Origin of the sequence: Actinomadura sp. KC345 (genome assembly GCF_004348515.1) — a bacterium.
Taxonomy (GTDB): domain Bacteria; phylum Actinomycetota; class Actinomycetes; order Streptosporangiales; family Streptosporangiaceae; genus Spirillospora.
Genome location: NZ_SMKH01000178.1, coordinates 1 through 15687, shown reverse-complemented (window position 1 = coordinate 15687; position 15687 = coordinate 1). Strand labels below are relative to the sequence as shown.

Here is a 15687-nt window from a genome sequence, read left to right as displayed (position 1 = left end):
CCCTTCCGGACCGCATCGCCTCCCGCCGCACGGCTCGTCCGACCCCCGGGACAACGAAAGCGAAGGCACGCGATGACCTCCTCCAGCACGGGCACCGGCAAGGCGCCGGCCCCGTCCGACCCTCCGCACACGCTCCGCAAGGGCTTCAACCTGCGCACGGCGACCGCGCTCGCGTTCGCCGACGTCTCCCCCATCGTCGCGCTGTACGCGATCTTCACGCTGGGGCTGCTGGCGGCCGGGCCGGCGTTCTGGTGGGCGTTCCCGATCGTCCTCGGCGGGCAGCTGCTCGTCGCCTGCGTGTTCGGTGAGCTGGCGTCCCGCTGGCCGTACGAGGGCAGCGTCTACCAGTGGGCCCGGCACGTCCGCGGTCCGGCCGCGGGCTGGTTCGCCGCCTGGGCCTACATGTGGGGGCTCACGATCGCGCTGTCCACGCTGGCGTACGGCGCCGCGGGCTTCCTGCTCCAGGCGGTCGGCGTGGACGAGCCCGGCAGGACCGCGACGATGGCCACGGCGCTGGCGATCCTCGCGCTCGGGAGCCTCGCCAACATCGTGGGCCGCCGGACGCTGAAGATCCTCGTCGTGGCGAGCCTGATCTGCGAGGTGGTGGCGTCGGTCGGGCTCGGCACCGTGCTGCTGCTCTTCTACCGGGAGCAGTCGTTCGGCGTCCTGTTCGAGGGCGCCGGGACGGCTTCCGGCGGGGCCTGGCTCGCCGGCCCGATGCTGGCCGCCGCGGCGTTCGTCGGCTGGTCGTTCGTCGGCTTCGAGTCGGCGGGCTCCATCGCCGAGGAGGTCGAGGAGCCGGAGCGGGACGTCCCCAAGGCCCTGATCTTCTCGCTGCTCGCGGTCGGGATCGTCGTGATGTACTCGGCGGCCGGGCTGATCCTCGCGATCCCCGACCTGACCCGGACCATGTCGGGCGACGTCGCCGACCCGGTGAGCAGCACGCTGGTGCACCACTTCGGCTCGTCGGTCGGGCGGCCGCTGCTGGTGGTCTTCGTGATCGGGTTCCTGGCGAGCTTCCTCGCCGTCCAGGCCGCGGTGTCCCGGGTGATCTGGGCGTCGGCGCGGGACCGGGCGCTGCCCGGCTCGGGGGTCCTCGGGCGGCTGGCGGGGGCGGAGCGGCTGCCGGTCCCCGCGATCCTGCTGACCGCCGCCGGCGCCGCCGTCTTCGTCCTGCTGTCCGGCTCGACGCTGTACTCGGTGCTGGTCAACTTCACGACGATCGGCTTCTACATCGCGTTCGGGCTGCCGGTGTGGGGCGCCGCGCTTCTGCACCTGCGCGGCGGGTGGCGTCCGGGGCGGTTCAGTCTCGGCCGCCTCAGCGCGCCGGTGACCTACGTCGCGGCGCTGTGGCTGGCCGGCCAGACGGTCAACATCATCTGGCCGCGCGACACCGGCGACGCCTGGTACATCGAGTGGAGCATGGTCATCACCCTGACGGTCGTGGGCATCGCCGGCGCGGCCCTCTACCTCGGCTACGCCCGCCACCGCATCGGCCCCGCCTTCGGCGAGACGAAGCGGGCCTCCGGCATGTGACGCACCGCTGATCGCGGTGCCGCCGGACACGACCGGGTGGGAAACTCCGCCTATGCAGATCGAGGAAGCGATCCGGCGGATGGGCATGGCCGACGACCACCGGGATCCGCACTGGAACACCGCGGTCAGGGTGACCAGGGTCGTCCAGAAGGCCGATCCCGGGTGGCTTGAGGAGCTGCTCTTCGCACTGCTGGAAGCGGAGCGGCCGACCTTCCCGATGCGCGCCGCGTTCGCCGAGGCGCTCCGGCGGCTGGCGACCGCGCCCGGCGACGCGGACCGGGTCACGACCGTCCGCCTGCTCGCCGAGGAGGGCCTCGGGTGGGCCGATGTCCGCTACGAACTCGCCGACGTCGCCGAATGGCTGGCGAGCGCGCAGCCCCTCGGCCCTCTCCTCGCGGTGTTCACGACCGCGGAGGCGTCGGACGAGCTGGCCGCCTGCCTGCTGCACGAGACCGTGCTGCGCCACGACGCGCCCTCGGCGGCCGGGTTCGCCGCGAGGCTGCGCGCCGCCGGGCATCCCCTCGGGGATCTGCCGCTGCGCCGCGCCCCGTCCGAACGCGACCACGGGATGCCCTGGTACCCCGGCCTTCCGAAGCCGCACTGGACCCCGCCGTCCCCAGGGAAGACTCCGGTGCCGGGCCCGCGCGACCCCGCCGTGACGGCGACGGAACTCGACTGGCCCGGCGCCCGCCTGGCGCTGAGCGCGCACCGCGCCTGGGTCGCGGCCGACAGCGAGTGCACCGAGGCCAGGCTCTTCCTGCTGGACCGGCCGATCACTCCCGCCGGCTTCGGCGCCTCCGTGCTGCGCGCCCTCCCCGCGGACAGCGCCGACGGCGACCTGGACGGGCCGTACCGGGTGAAGGCACGCGCCGTCCTGCGGAAGCTCTTCAGCGGCGCCTCCGGCGGAAGCGCCTACGGGCCCGGCATGAAGGGCGCCAACGCGCGACTCGCTTCCTGGGAGGCATTGGCCGCCCTGGCGGGGGCCGAGGACTACGGCATCACGGGCACCGACACCGCGGCCGTCGAAGAGCTGGCCGCCGGATGCACCTGGCTCTTCTACACCTCGGACTGGCATCTCCAGGTCATCCCTCCGCTGGACGTCGGCATCGCCGTCCTGCGCCCGGACGGCCGGACGATCGCGGTCCTCGCCGCCACCGACGCGGACTGACCGCACGTCCTCCGGGCGGGCGGAGAAAGGGGCGGCGGACCGGCGATTTCGCCGATGTCCGGGAGGCGGGCGGCTGCTGAGAATGGCGGCGTCCAGGAGCCGACCCCCCGGCTCCCTCCCCCCGAACAGGAGCGAATCGACGTGCTATCCACCCCCAGGCACGCGGCGAAGATGCTGTTCGCCGCGGCGCTGACCGCGGGAACCGTCGCCGCCGTCCCGCACGCCGCGCAGGCGGCCGACAACCCGTACGAGCGCGGCCCCGACCCGTCGGAGTCGAGTGTCGAGGCCCCGCGCGGCCCGTTCTCGGTGTCGGAGGACAGCGTCTCGTCGCTGGCCGTCTCCGGCTTCGGCGGCGGGACGATCTACTACCCGAGGGACACCTCCGAGGGCACGTTCGGCGCGGTCGCGATCGCGCCCGGGTTCACCGCGAGCCAGTCCAGCATGTCCTGGTACGGGCCGCGGCTGGCCTCGCAGGGCTTCGTCATCTTCACCATCGACACCCTCACGCGCTTCGACCAGCCCGACAGCCGCGGCCGGCAGCTGGAGGCCGCGCTGGACTACCTGACCGAGCGCAGCAGCGTGCGCAACCGGATCGACGCGTCCCGGCTCGCCGTGATGGGCCACTCGATGGGCGGCGGCGGGTCGCTGGAGGCGTCCCTCGACCGGCCCGAGCTGCAGGCGGCGATCCCGCTGACCCCGTGGAACACGAACAGGAACTTCCGGAACGTCCGGGTCCCGACGATGATCATCGGGGCGGAGAACGACTCGGTCGCGTCGGTGACCTCGCACTCCGAGCCGTTCTACGAGAGCATCCCGGCGGCGACGGAGAAGGCGTACCTGGAGCTGAACAACGCCAGCCACTTCGCGCCGAACAGCTCCAACACGACGATCGCGAAGTTCAGCATCTCCTGGCTCAAGCGGTTCGTGGACAACGACACCCGCTACGAGCAGTTCCTGTGCCCCCCGCCCCGTACCGGCCTGGACATCTCCGAGTACCGCGACACCTGCCCGCACTCCTAGGGGCCGCCCGCTCCTAGGAGCGGCGTCCGGGCCGCCCGTTGCCTCCGCGCACGGGCGGCCCCTCGTCGTTCCTGGGACCGGCGCCGTTGCCGGGGCCGGTGCCGTGCAGGCGCAGCGCGCTCAGCGCGAGGACGAGCTCGACCAGGTCGCCGGGGCGGGCCAGCGTCCGGCCGGTGAGCTGCTCGATCTTGCGGAGCCGGTTGAGGACGGTGTTGCGGTGGCAGAACAGCCGGTCCGCGGCGCGGGCGGCGGAGCCGTCGCACGCCAGCCAGGTGCCGAGGGTCGTCAGCAGGACGTCGCGGAAGGCCGGGTCCACGTCCGCGAGGCCGCCGAGCGCGACGTGCCCGAGCCGCCCGGCCAGGCGCGGCTGGGACAGCACGAGCGCGTCGGGGAGGCGGCGGTCGAGGCGGGCGATCTGGTTGCCGGGGCCCCGGCAGGTGCGCAGGGCCAGCTCGGCGAACCAGCGGGCGCCGCCCAGCTCGGCGAGGGAGTCGACGACGGGGCTGACGCCGGCGTGCGAGCGCGCGTAGGGGCGGACGGCGTCGACCAGGTCGTCGAGTTCCGCGGCGCCGAGCGCGACGAGCGCGACCTGCGCGTCGGTGCGCAGCCGCCAGATGAACCGCATCCCGGCCGTGTCGCCGGGGCGCCGCTCCACCCCGTCCCCGAACCCGCTCTCGGCGCCGAGCATGACGACGGCGTAGCGGCCGGTCGCGGGCAGTCCGAGGACGGACGTCGCGGTGGACAGCAGGCCGCCGTCGGCGCCCTGGCCGTCCAGCAGCGCGTCCACGATCGCGTGGACGCGTTCCTCGCTGCGGCGCGCGAGCGCCAGCTCGGTGCGGTGGTAGGACGCCGCCGCGGCGCCGGACTGCTGGTCGATCGTGTCCCACGTGCGGGTCGCCTGCCGGATCAGGGCGGGGACGTTCTCCGGGTCGTGCCGGTCGACGACCTCGACCACGGCCTCCCAGAACACCTTCCCGGCGAGCCGGTAGGAGCGGAGCAGCTGGTCGAGCGGCTGGCCCTGGTGCGCGCGGCGCTGCCCGAGCCGCTGCGCCCATTCGAGGTCGGCGCGTCCGCGTCCGGGTTCGAGGATCGTCTCGAATCCGTGCCCGAGCCCGGTATGGCACATCTCCCAGACGTCGCGGGAGAACTCCTCGTCGCGGTCGGCGCCGCCGTCGCCGGACAGGATCTCGGCGGTGAGCCGGTCGGCGAGGTCGGGCAGGCGGTCGCTGAGGCGCAGCACCGCCTTGCGCATGATCTCCCGGTCGGCGCGCCCGGCGCCGCGGTCGGCAATGCGGTCGGCGCCGCGGTCGGCGAGCGGCCCGCCGGCCGTCCCGAGCCGTCCTCCCGTCATGGTGGCTCACCTCCGGCACAACGCGGGGGCATCATCGTGTCATCAGGGGCGTCAGCGGGCCATCGCCGCACGGACGGACTGTGCCGGTGCACAATCGAGGCCCCTCCCGATTGCACCGGTTCCACGCGACGGAACCGCGCTCTGGACCCGTCCCCGGGGCCCGTGTTGGCCTAGGGGCCCGCTCCCTTTGTAGATCCCGTCCAATAGAGGTTCATTGTAGAGGCTTGTTCTAGAGATTCGTTCTAGTCGAGACCTCCGGGCGAGGTCGTTCCCGCAGGAGGACCGCCATGGCACAGGCACCGCCACCCCAACGCATCCACGGACGTGATCGCGAACTCGGCGCCATCGGGGCGATGCTCGACCGCGCCCGTGACGGGCGCGGCGGCGCGCTGGCGATCGTCGCGGACACGGGCATGGGCGGGACGGCACTCCTGGAGGCGGCCGCGGCCAAGGCCGCTCCCCGCTTCCGGGTCCTCGGCACGACCGGCGTCCAGGGGGAGTCGGCCGTCCCCTACGCGGGGCTCCACCGGCTGCTGCGGCCCCTGTCCGGCCTGATCGCCGAACTGCCGCCCGCGCACCGCGACGCGCTCGGCGCCGTCACCGGCGGACCGTGCCGGGTCACGCCGTTCGTCCTGTACGCGGCGGTGTGCGAGCTGCTGAGCCGGGCGGCCCGGAACGGGCCCGTGCTCTGCTGGGCCGACGATGTCCAGTGGCTCGACCGGGTGTCGCTGGAGGCGCTGGCCTTCGCCGCCCGCCGCGTCCAGGACGAGCCCGTGGCCGTGCTGTTCGCCGCGCACGGCGACGGACGGGCCCCGGACGCCCTCGCCGGCATCCGCCGGCTCCACCTGGCGCCCCTCGACGAGGACGCGAGCCTCCAGGTGCTCCAGGACGCGCTGGGCTGCGGCACGGCCGGCGGCGATCTCGCCGAGGATGTCGTCGACCTCGCCTGCGGCCTGCCCCTCGCGATCCGCGACCTCGCCGCCGCGCTCACCCCGAAGCAGCTCTCCGGCACCGCGCCGCCGCCGCGCTCCCTCCCCGCGGACAGCGCGCCGCGCGCCCTGCACCGCCGCCGCTACCTGCGGCTTCCCGCCGGTGCCCAGCGGCTCGTCCTGATGGCGGTGGCGGACGAGTGGCTCAGCGGCGCGACCGTGGCCCGCGCCATGCGGACCGGCGGGATCGGCCCGCGCGACGTCGAGGCGGCCCGCGCGTCCGGGCTGCTGCGGTTCGAGGGGGAGGCGGTGACGGCCCGCGACCGTCTCGTGCGGTCCTCGCTGTGGGCGGACGCGTCCCGCGAAGAACGGCAGGACGCGCACGCGCTGCTCGCCGAGGTCCTCGTGCAGAAATGGCAGCGGCCGCGGCGGCTCTGGCACCGCGCGGCCGCCGCCGGCGACCCCGACGACCAGGTCGCGGGCGAACTGGCCGCGGTGGCGCGGGAGTCCCGGAAGGCCGGCCGGTACGCGGACTCGTGGCGCGTCTGGAAGCGCGCCGCCGCCCTCACCACCGACCGCGGCACGCGGGCCGGCCGCCTGCTGTCCGCGACGGCCGACGCCTGGGCGAGCGGCCGCTCACGGCGGGCCCGCGCGCTGCTGAGAGAACTCCGCCCCCTCACGGCCACGGAGCCGGGCGCCACGACCGAGGCCCGGGTGAGCCGGGCTCACGCCGACCTGCTGCGCGGCGAGATCGACGTGGCGGCGGGGTCCCCCGCGACCGCCGTCCCCCCGCTGCGGGACGCGGCGGAGCGGCTCGCCGGACGCGACGCGGACGCGGCGCTGACCGCCCTGATGTGGGCCGCCGAGGCCGCCGACGCGGCCGGCGACCACGACGCCTACCTGGAGATCGCCGGCCGTGCCGCGACGCTGCCCCGCGACGGGACGGGACCGCGCACCGAGCTGATGCTCACCCACCTCGCCGGGATGGCCGCCACGATCCGAGGCCGCTACGCGGAGGCGGCTCAGCGGCTCGGACGCTCCGTCCTGCTCGGCGCGGAGGTCACCGACCCGGCCGCGCAGGCGTGGGCCGCGCTCTCGGCGTTCGTGCTCGGCGACGCGCCCGCCGCCCGGACGCTCGCCGCGGGGGCCGTCGCGTCCGCCCGCCGGACCGGGAACGCGCCCCTGGAGTCGTTCGCGCTGGTGGTGGCCGGACGCTGCGAGGCGCTTCTCGGGCATCCGCCGTCCCCCATCGCCGCCTGCCACGACGGGCTGCGCCTCGCCCGCGCGACCCGGCTGCACGGGCACGCGGCCGAGCAGCTCGCCACGCTCGCGCTCACCGCGTCCTTCAACGGCGACGAGAACACCGCGCGGGGGCACCTGGAGCCGCTCACCGGCGCCGCCGGCCGGCGCGGGCTCACCCGCGCCGCCGCCTTCGGCTCCTGGGCGGCCGCGTGCCTGGACCTCGCCGCGGACCGTCCCGCCGACGCGGCCGCGCGCCTCAGCCTGCCCGGCGGCGCCGGGCCCGCCCATCCGCCGGCGCGGCTGCCGGCCGTCCCGCACCTGGTCGAGGCCCTGGTCCTGGGCGGCGAGCGCGACCAGGCCGTCCGGGCGTTCGAGCACTACCGCCGCTGGACGGACGGGACCTCGCGCGCCCCCGCCCGGTCGGCGCTCGCGCGGCGCTGCCTGGCGCTGCTGGCCGACTGCGACGCCGAGGCGGCCGAGCACTTCGCCGAGGCGCTCCGCCTCCACGAGGCCGCCGGCGCCGTGTTCGACCTGGCCCGGACCGAGCTGCTGTTCGGGCACCGGCTCCGGCGCGGCCGCCGCCCCCGCGCCGCCCGCGAGCACCTGCGCGCCGCGCTGCGGATCTTCGAGCGCTACGACGCCGTCCCGTGGACCGTCCGGGCCCGCGCGGAACTGCGCGCCGCCGGGGAGACGATCGCGCCGCCGCCCGCCGCCGAACCGGCCCCGCCGGCCGGTGTACGCGAGACCGGGACGGACGGCGGCGGACCGGGCACCGCGACGGCGACGCGCACCGCGAACGGCCTCGCCGGGCTGACCGCCCAGCAGGCCAACATCGCCCGCATGGCGGCCGAGGGCGCCACCAACCGCGAGATCGCGGCGCGGCTGCTGCTCAGCCCGCGGACCATCGACCACCATCTCCGCAACGTCTTCACCCGCCTGGGGATCCGCTCGCGCGTCGAGCTGGCGCGCCTGATCCGCTGACCGGGCGCCCCCACCGGTCCGGGTCAGCGGGCGGCCTCGTACTCCTCCTCGGACTGCTCGCCCTTGGTCTCCTTGGAGCCCTTGGTCTCCTTGGCGCTCTTGGTGCCCTTGGCGTTTCGCGCGTCCTCCTTGCGGTCGCGCTCCTCCTCGTCCAGCGCGTCCTCGTGCGTCCTGACGACCTCGCTGTCGCGGATCTCGCCGCGCCAGCCCTCGACCTCGTCGGGGTCGGCGAGCGACTGCGTCATCACGTACCGGCGGAAGTGCTTGAACTCCAGCCGGACACGGCGGCCCTGCGCGCGCCAGATGTTCCCGGTCCGCTCGAAGAGGCCCTGCGGGTGGTACTCCAGGACGAGCAGCACGCGGGTCAGGTTCGGCGAGAGCTCGTGGAAGCTGACCGTCCCGTCCACGTGCCCCTTGGAGCCCTTGGACCGCCACACGATGTGCTCGTCCGGGACCTGCTCGATGATCGTGGCCTCCCAGGTCCGCTTGGACCAGAAGATCTTGGCCTGCCAGTTCAGCTTGGTCTCGTCGGCCTGGTCGACGCTGATGACCTTCTTCATGAAGGACGGGTAATCCTGGAACTGCGTCCACTGGTCGTAGACCAGGCGGCGCGGCGCACCGATGTCGATGTGCTCGACGATGTTGATGACCTTGACCTTCTTGCCACCGCCGCCCGAGCCGCCGCCCTTGCCGGAGTCGCCTTCCTCGCCGCCTTCCTTGCCGACGCCCGGGATGGCGCCGGTGACGGTGTCCTTGACACGCCCGAACACGCCCTGGCCGTTCTTCTCGGCGGCCTGCTCGTCGGGCTGCTCGGCGCTCTCGGCCTCGCTCTTCTCGGGAGCGTCCTTCTGGCTCTGCTTCTGCTTCTGGCTCTGCTTCTGCTCCGGCTCCTCCGGGTTGGACGAGCCCTGCGCGCCCTTGCGCCCGGTGAGCGCCTTGCCGGCCGCGGCGGCCGCGCCCGCGCCGAGCAGGACGCCACCGGCCGTGCCGACGGCCCGCCCGCCGGGCAGGCTCTTGGTGACGGCGCCGAGGCCGGGCATCCGCTTGCTGCGGCCGCCCGGCAGCCGTTTGGTGAGTGCTCCGACGGGCAACCGCCCGACCGGGTTTCCGCGTTTCATCATGTACCTCACTTGGGGGTTGTGACGATTTCGCCGTCACGGATCTCGCCGCGCCAGCCCTCGATCTCGTCGGGGCGGGTGAGCGACCGCATCATCACGTGACGGCTGAAGTGCTTGAGTTCGAGGCGGGCCCGGCGGCCCTGCGCGCGCCAGAGGTTGCCGGTCCGCTCGAAGAGTCCGACGGGGTGGTACTCCAGGACGAGCAGGACGCGGGTCAGGTTCGGGGCCGGCTCGTGGAAGCTGACCGTCCCGTCCACATGGCCCTTCGGCCCCTTGGACCGCCACACGATGTGCCGGTCGGGGACCTGCTCGGTGATCGTGGACTCCCACGTCCGGCGCGACCAGAAGATCTTCGCCTTCCAGTTCAGCTTGGTCTCGTCCGCCTGGTCGACGCTCTCGACGTTCTTCATGAAGGACGGGTACTCCTGGAAGAGCGTCCACTGGTCGTAGACGAGACGGCGCGGCGCACCGATGTCGGTCTGTTCGACGATGTTGGTCGGCTTCCCCCTCCGTCCACGCCCGAAGATGCGGGCGAGGGTCTCCTTCAGTGCCGTCCAGCCGAAGCTCAGCAGCGCGCGGAACGGGGACTTGCCCTCGTACAGCGCCTTGGCCCCGGCCAGAGCGGCCTTGACGAGCGGACCTCCCTGCTCTGCCTTGGCCGTAAGGTCCCGGACGGCGCGCTCCAGCCGCTTCTCGAGCCGCTGGACGACACCGCCCAGCGCCCGGCGTCCCAGGTGCCGTACGGACAGCACGGCCAGGGCTCCACCGGCGCCGGCCGCCAGTCCCGTCCGGAAGCTCATGTCCTGTCCACCTCGTCGTTTGCTCGCGTACGGCGCCGCTTTACCCGGTCAAGTCAGGGCAAAACAGGCCCCTGGCCGGCGCGTCGCAGCTCACACCGGCCATGGGCGGCATCACGCCGGACAGGACTCCCGCCGCCGCCAGGATTTCTTTATGCAAATCTGTTGATTGCAAATCGAAACGCCGATACGGTGTACCAGGTAGCCAACCTCAGATGGAGGGTTCGCGGATGCAAAAAGCTCCCCGGTCGGCGGGCGGAGCGACGGGGCGATGGAAGGCCGTACGGGCCGCGCTCTGCGGCGCCCTGTCGCTCGCACTCGTCATGGCGCTCGCGCCACCCGCCACGGCCGCACCCGCCCCGCCGCAGGCACCGGAGAAGCTCGCCCCGGTCATGCTCGTCATGGACGCGTCGGGCTCGATGACCGCGCGATCCGGCGGCGAGGTGAAGATGGACGCCGCCAAGCGCGCCGTCCGCGGGCTCGTGAACGGCGCCCCGCAGGGCGCGCAGCTCGGGCTCACCACGTACGGCACCGGCACCGGCAACTCCCCGGCGGAGAAGGCCGCGGGCTGCAAGGACGTCGAGGTCGCCCAGCCGGTCGGCACCGACCGCGCCGGCCTGCTGCGCGCCACCGACGGGATCAGGCCGCGCGGCTACACCCCCATCGGGCAGGCGCTGCGCACGGCGGCGGACGCACTGCCCAAGGAAGGCCCGCGGTCGATCGTCCTGGTCTCCGACGGCGAGGACACCTGCGCCCCGCCCGAGCCGTGCGCGGTCGCCAAGGAGCTCGCCGAGCAGGGCGTCGACATGCGCGTCCACACCGTCGGCTTCGACGTCGACGGCACGACCAAGCAGCAGCTGACCTGCATCGCCCAGGCCACCGGCGGCACCTACGCCGACGCACCGGACTCCAACGAACTGGAGCGCGAGCTGGGCCGGATGGGCCAGCGCGCCCTGCGCACCTACGAGCCCGCAGGGACCCCGATCACCGGGACCCCGCAGGCACAGGGGGCGCCCGAGGTGAAGCCGGGCGCCTACCTCGACCAGATCAACGCGGGCGAGGCCAAGTACTACACGCTCGACGTCCCTGCGGGCCACACCGCCTACGCCTCCGCCGTGATGTCGTTCGGCGTCGACAGCGGTGTCGAGGTCCTCAAGGTGCAGCACTTCGCCTCCGACGGCACCCGCTGCGGCGACCTCTACTCCCACGACGTCAAGAGCGGCAGCAGCACGGTCTCCACCGCCGTCCGCAACTGGCACGTGCCCGCGCAAGGGCAGGGCGAAGCCGACGAGATCTGCGAGCAGCCGGGCAGGTTCAGCGTCCGCGTCGAACGCGGTGAGCGCAGCGACGCCCGCGCCCCGGCCCCGCTTGAGCTGCTCTTCCAGCGCGAGCCCCCGGTCACCGGCTCGCCCGGCCCGGCGGCCGGGGAGGAGGTGGCCTTCACCGAGCCCGGCGGGCAGGTGAAGCCCGTGGTCGGTGCCGGCTCGTTCTCCTCCGCCACCGCGCTGCCCGGCGCCGGCCACTTCAGCGACACGATCAGGACGAACGAGACGGTCTTCTACCGGGTCCGGGTCGGCTGGGGCCAGGGACTGGCCTACCGGCTGCAGGTCGGGGAAGGCGCGGACGAGTACCGCGGCTTCAAGATCGGGCTCTACAGCCCGCTCAGGGAAGAGATCTCCTGGGACCACGGCTCGACGAGCAGTGAGGCGTTCAAGGTCCCCGAGAACGACCCGGCGCTCGCGACCAGGCCGGTCCGCTACACCAACCGTGACAGCGGCGGCGAACCCGCCGACATGCTGCCCGGCTGGTACTACCTGACCGTGTCCGCCTCCGCCGTCGGCGACAGGCCCATCGACAGTCCGGTGACCCTGGGCGTGTCCCTGGTCGGCGATCCCGAGCCGGGTCCGCAGTACGCGGGCGGCGCCGAACTGCCCGACGCGGGCCCGGGGCAGGCCCCGGGCGGAGCCGCCCCCAAGAACGGCGAGAAGGACGAAGAGGACGAGGACGGCGGCATCGTCTCGCTGGTCTCCGGCTCCGGCCCGCTCGTCTGGGGCGGAGGCCCCCTGCTGATCCTGATCGCGGTCGGCACGGTCCTCCTGCTCCTGCGCACCCGCAGGCGGAGCGCGCCACAGGGACCACCGGCGAACGGGCCCTCCCCAGGTCCGGGCCCGCACGCCGGCCCGCCGCCGCCCTCCGGCCCGCCCAGTCCGCCCAGTCCGCCCAGTCCGCCCGGCCCGCCTCCGGGCCCGTACCAGAACCCGCACTGACAGCCGAGGAGAGAGGCCCGCTCGCATCGCCGAGCGGGCCTCTCGTCATTGGAGGCCGTGGTGACCTTCACGCTTGATCTCAAGCGCGGTTGAGCTTCTAGCGTTCCAAGGAACCGGTAGTTCGTCCGGTACGGAATGAGGAGCGTCATGACGACAGACAACGGCGGGGTCACCGTGCTCGGTCTCGGTGACATGGGATCCGCGATCGCCCAGGTGTTCGTCGAACGCGGACATCCCACAACGGTCTGGAACCGGACCGCGAGCAGGAGCGCACCGCTGGTCGAGTCCGGCGCCACGGCCGCCGCGACGGCCGCGGAGGCGGTGGCGGCGAACACGCTCGTCGTGGTCTGCCTTCTCGACGGCCCAGCGGTCGACGAGGTGCTGGGCTCGCTGGACGGAGCGGTCGCGGGCAAGGTGCTGGTGAACCTCACGAGCGGCTCGCCCGCCCAGGGCCGGGCGAACGAGCGCTGGGCGCACGAGCAGGGCGCCGCGTACCTCGACGGCAAGATCATGGGAGACCCGCCGTATGTGGGGACGCCGAACATCATGTTCCCGTTCAGCGGTTCCCGCGACGCGTTCCAAGCCCACGAGCCGGTGCTGCGGGAACTGGGCACCATCTCCTACCACGGCGAGGACGCGGGCCTGGCCGCCGTGGAGTTCATGGCCCAGGTCGCGGTCTCCTACGAACTGCTGATCGGCTTTCTGCACACGCTGAAGCTGGTTCAGGCGGAAGGGGTCGACGTGGCGGAGTTCGCCGGGCGAATCGCCGACTCGATCGCCGTCCACCCTCCCCTGCTGGCCTCGATGGGCAAGGCGGTCAAGAACGGCGACCACGGACCGGACCTCGGTTCGCTGAACGTCCAGGCCGCACTCATGGACGACATGATCAGCCACCGCGATTCCCTCGGCGTGGACGCCGTCCGAATGCGAGAGGTCAAGGAGCTCATGGACCGGAGAATCGCCGAAGGCCACGGCGACCAGGGCTTCTCAAGCCTGTTCGAACTGCTGGCGAAGTAGCCGCCCCGGCACCCTCGGCGAGCGTCGCCCGATCACCCAGTGCCGTCCGTCAACGGTCGGCCTCCCGGACGGCAAGGGCGCCAGCAGTCTCACCACACTTGACCTTGACGCTAGTGACAAGGTCTTAGCGTGCGGGCCATGGCCGCTGAAATCAACGACTGGAACGAGAAGATCATCGCCGAGTTCCGGGCGAACGCCGGTCGCGTGAACTGGAGCACGGACGACGACCTCGCCGAGGGCCGTCCCGTCCCGCCCCGGCTCCCGTCCTTCGGCGCGGGCGAGGGTGTACCGATCATCCTGGTGCACCACACCGGCGCCAAGTCGGGACGCGGACGGATCAGCCCGCTGGTGTACCGGCCGGTCGGCGATGGCTTCGCCGTCTTCGCGAGCTACGGGGGCAGCCCGCGCCACCCGGCGTGGTACCGCAACCTGATGGCGAATCCGCAGGCCGCGGTCGAGACCGGCACGGAAAGGATCGAGGTCCGGGCACGGCTCGCCGAGGGGCCGGAACGCGAGCGGATCTGGGCCGAGCAGGCCGCCGTCATGCCCGCGTTCGCCGACTTCGAATCGGCCGCCGGAAGAGCGATACCGGTCATCGTCCTGGAGCGCGTCCACCCTGGTCCCTCGTCCGGGCGATGACTCCTGCGCCGGAACGCGGCACACTGGCGCAATGATCCCCGATGACCGCGCCGACCCCGAGATGCGCATCGGTGAACTCGCCAGGCGCACCGGTGCCAGCCCCCGCTCGCTGCGCTACTACGAGCAGCGCGGACTGCTGACCTCCCGCCGCGACCGCAACGGCTACCGCCGCTACGACGAGGCGGCCGTCCAGCTCGTGAACAATCTGCGCCACCTGCTAGGGGCGGGCCTGTCCGTCGCGGACGTCCGGGAGTTCGGGTCCTGCCTGGCCAGCCCCGATCTGGAATCGTCACCGTGCGCACCGGCTCTGGAGGTCTACGAGCGGCGGCTCCGCACCCTCGACGAACGGATAGCCGCCCTCACCCACGTGCGCCGCGACCTCGCCGCACAAACCGAGCACCTGCGCGCCCGCACCGCATCACGCCATGCCGGGTGACCGCCGCGACGAGAGGGACGGCGACCGTACATGAGGCTTCTTTCAGTCAACGTCGGTAAGCCGCGCCCCAACCCTCGGAAAGCCTCGGCTCTGACGGGGATCGACAAGCAGCCGGTGGACGGGCCGGTGATGGTGACCGCCCCCGGCCCCCGAGGCGACGGCGCGGTCGGTCTCGCCGGTGACCGCGTCTACGAGGTCAAGCACCACGGCGGCGCCGACCAGGCCGTCTATGCCTATGCCCGCGAGGACCTGGACGCGTGGGAGGCCGAGTTGAGCAGGACGCTGCGCAACGGTGTCTTCGGGGAGAACCTCACCACGAGGGGACTGGCCGTCAATGAAGCGCTGATCGGCGAACACTGGCGCGTGGGCAGGGACGTGGTCCTGGAGGTCTCCGGTTTCCGAGTCCCCTGCGGGACGTTCCAGGGCTGGCTGGAGGAGACCGGCTGGGTCAAGAGGTTCACCGAAGCGGCCCGGCCGGGCGCCTATCTCCGTGTCATCGCAGAAGGCCGGATACGCGCCGGGGACGCCATCGAGATCGTGGACCGCCCCGACCACGAGGTGACCGTCGCCCTCGCCTTCCGCGCCGTGACCCGAGAGCCCGAGCTGCTGCCCAGCCTCCCGGCCGCAGAAGCCCTGCCCCAGGACATCAAGGAAATGGTCCGCCGACGCCTCGGCGAAATGGCTTGAACTTCCCAGCGGCATCGGTAGAGCGCGGGCTGAGGAGAGAACTCAGCGAAAGAATCGGCGCACCCGGTCCTCCGCCTCGGGTTCGACCACGGCGAGCACGTCCAGCACCCCGTCAATGGACGAGGCCGACACCCGAACGTGCCCGCTGACCTGCCAGGTCCCGTCCTGGTCCAACAGGATCGACCATTCCGGAAAGATTCGCCGCAGGAACAGCAGCAGAACTCTTTCGTTCACGCGGGCACCGGCTCGATCTCGGCCCAGACGACTTTCCCGCCTTCATTCAGCGGCCTGGTCCCCCACCGCCGGACGAGCGCCTCCATGAGAAAGAGCCCCCGCCCGCTCTCAGCCGCCTGATCAGCGACCTGAACGACCGGCACCACGTCGGACCGATCCCAGGTCTCGACGACGGCGATCCCGTCGTCCCGCCGGTAGGCCCGGACGACCACCACGTCCCCATCGCGTGACGCGTGCACGATCGCGTTCGTCGCCAGCTCACTGA

At 73.1% G+C, this 15687-nt stretch carries 14 protein-coding genes; 9 read left to right on the top strand and 5 right to left on the bottom strand.

Translation table 11 applies throughout. The annotated features are described in order from the left end of the window. Positions 1-72: 72 nt before the first annotated feature. The 3 genes from E1281_RS25550 to E1281_RS25540 all read left to right on the top strand — a co-directional run bounded on the left by E1281_RS25550 (position 73) and on the right by E1281_RS25540 (position 3724). Positions 73-1536: an amino acid permease gene (locus E1281_RS25550; RefSeq protein WP_131882207.1), complete on the top strand. Its 1464-nt coding sequence runs from the start codon at positions 73-75 to the stop codon at positions 1534-1536. Between the two features lie 52 nt (positions 1537-1588). Continuing rightward, entirely contained in the window at positions 1589-2704 is a 1116-nt protein-coding gene (locus E1281_RS25545) for a DUF6183 family protein (RefSeq protein WP_131882206.1), read from the top strand. 171 nt (positions 2705-2875) lie between these two features. Beyond that, positions 2876-3724 (top strand): dienelactone hydrolase family protein, encoded by an 849-nt coding sequence (locus E1281_RS25540; protein ID WP_131882211.1) that lies wholly within the window; start codon positions 2876-2878, stop codon positions 3722-3724. A gap of 13 nt (positions 3725-3737) precedes the next feature. Here E1281_RS25540 and E1281_RS25535 read toward each other — a convergent pair whose 3' ends face one another. Next, a complete protein-coding gene (locus E1281_RS25535; protein WP_131882205.1) occupies positions 3738-5075 on the bottom strand; it encodes a helix-turn-helix domain-containing protein in 1338 nt (445 codons plus the stop codon). Positions 5076-5362: 287 nt separating this feature from the next. On the opposite strand from E1281_RS25535, the gene E1281_RS25530 reads away from it, so the two are divergent. Continuing rightward, the gene (locus E1281_RS25530; RefSeq protein WP_131882204.1) at positions 5363-8227 is read left to right on the top strand and encodes a LuxR family transcriptional regulator; all 2865 of its coding nucleotides are present in this window, start codon (positions 5363-5365) and stop codon (positions 8225-8227) included. Between the two features lie 23 nt (positions 8228-8250). Here the strand turns inward: E1281_RS25530 and E1281_RS25525 are convergent, their stop codons facing one another. Next, complete coding sequence (locus E1281_RS25525; protein WP_243717398.1) at positions 8251-9348, bottom strand: SRPBCC family protein; 1098 nt, start codon at positions 9346-9348, stop codon at positions 8251-8253. Positions 9349-9353: 5 nt separating this feature from the next. Beyond that, positions 9354-10145 carry an SRPBCC family protein gene (locus E1281_RS25520; protein ID WP_131882203.1) on the bottom strand — a complete coding sequence of 264 codons (792 nt, stop codon included), beginning with the start codon at positions 10143-10145 and terminating at the stop codon, positions 9354-9356. 227 nt (positions 10146-10372) lie between these two features. On the opposite strand from E1281_RS25520, the gene E1281_RS25515 reads away from it, so the two are divergent. From E1281_RS25515 to E1281_RS25495, 5 genes are all read left to right on the top strand, one after another. Continuing rightward, positions 10373-12409 (top strand): VWA domain-containing protein, encoded by a 2037-nt coding sequence (locus E1281_RS25515; RefSeq protein WP_165959099.1) that lies wholly within the window; start codon positions 10373-10375, stop codon positions 12407-12409. Between the two features lie 147 nt (positions 12410-12556). Further along, positions 12557-13426, top strand: coding sequence for an NAD(P)-binding domain-containing protein (locus E1281_RS25510; protein WP_243717396.1), 870 nt, complete (start codon positions 12557-12559; stop codon positions 13424-13426). A 138-nt stretch (positions 13427-13564) separates the two neighbouring features. Continuing rightward, complete coding sequence (locus E1281_RS25505) at positions 13565-14065, top strand: nitroreductase/quinone reductase family protein (RefSeq protein ID WP_207943482.1); 501 nt, start codon at positions 13565-13567, stop codon at positions 14063-14065. A gap of 31 nt (positions 14066-14096) precedes the next feature. Beyond that, positions 14097-14501 (top strand): MerR family transcriptional regulator, encoded by a 405-nt coding sequence (locus E1281_RS25500; protein WP_347813308.1) that lies wholly within the window; start codon positions 14097-14099, stop codon positions 14499-14501. A gap of 30 nt (positions 14502-14531) precedes the next feature. Next, positions 14532-15188: an MOSC domain-containing protein gene (locus E1281_RS25495; RefSeq protein ID WP_131882200.1), complete on the top strand. Its 657-nt coding sequence runs from the start codon at positions 14532-14534 to the stop codon at positions 15186-15188. A 42-nt stretch (positions 15189-15230) separates the two neighbouring features. Here the strand turns inward: E1281_RS25495 and E1281_RS25490 are convergent, their stop codons facing one another. Continuing rightward, the gene (locus E1281_RS25490; protein ID WP_131882199.1) at positions 15231-15422 is read right to left on the bottom strand and encodes a hypothetical protein; all 192 of its coding nucleotides are present in this window, start codon (positions 15420-15422) and stop codon (positions 15231-15233) included. Beyond that, on the bottom strand, positions 15419-15687 hold a 269-nt coding region (locus E1281_RS25485; RefSeq protein WP_131882198.1), incomplete at its 5' end, for an ATP-binding protein. The genes E1281_RS25485 and E1281_RS25490, both read right to left, overlap by 4 nt.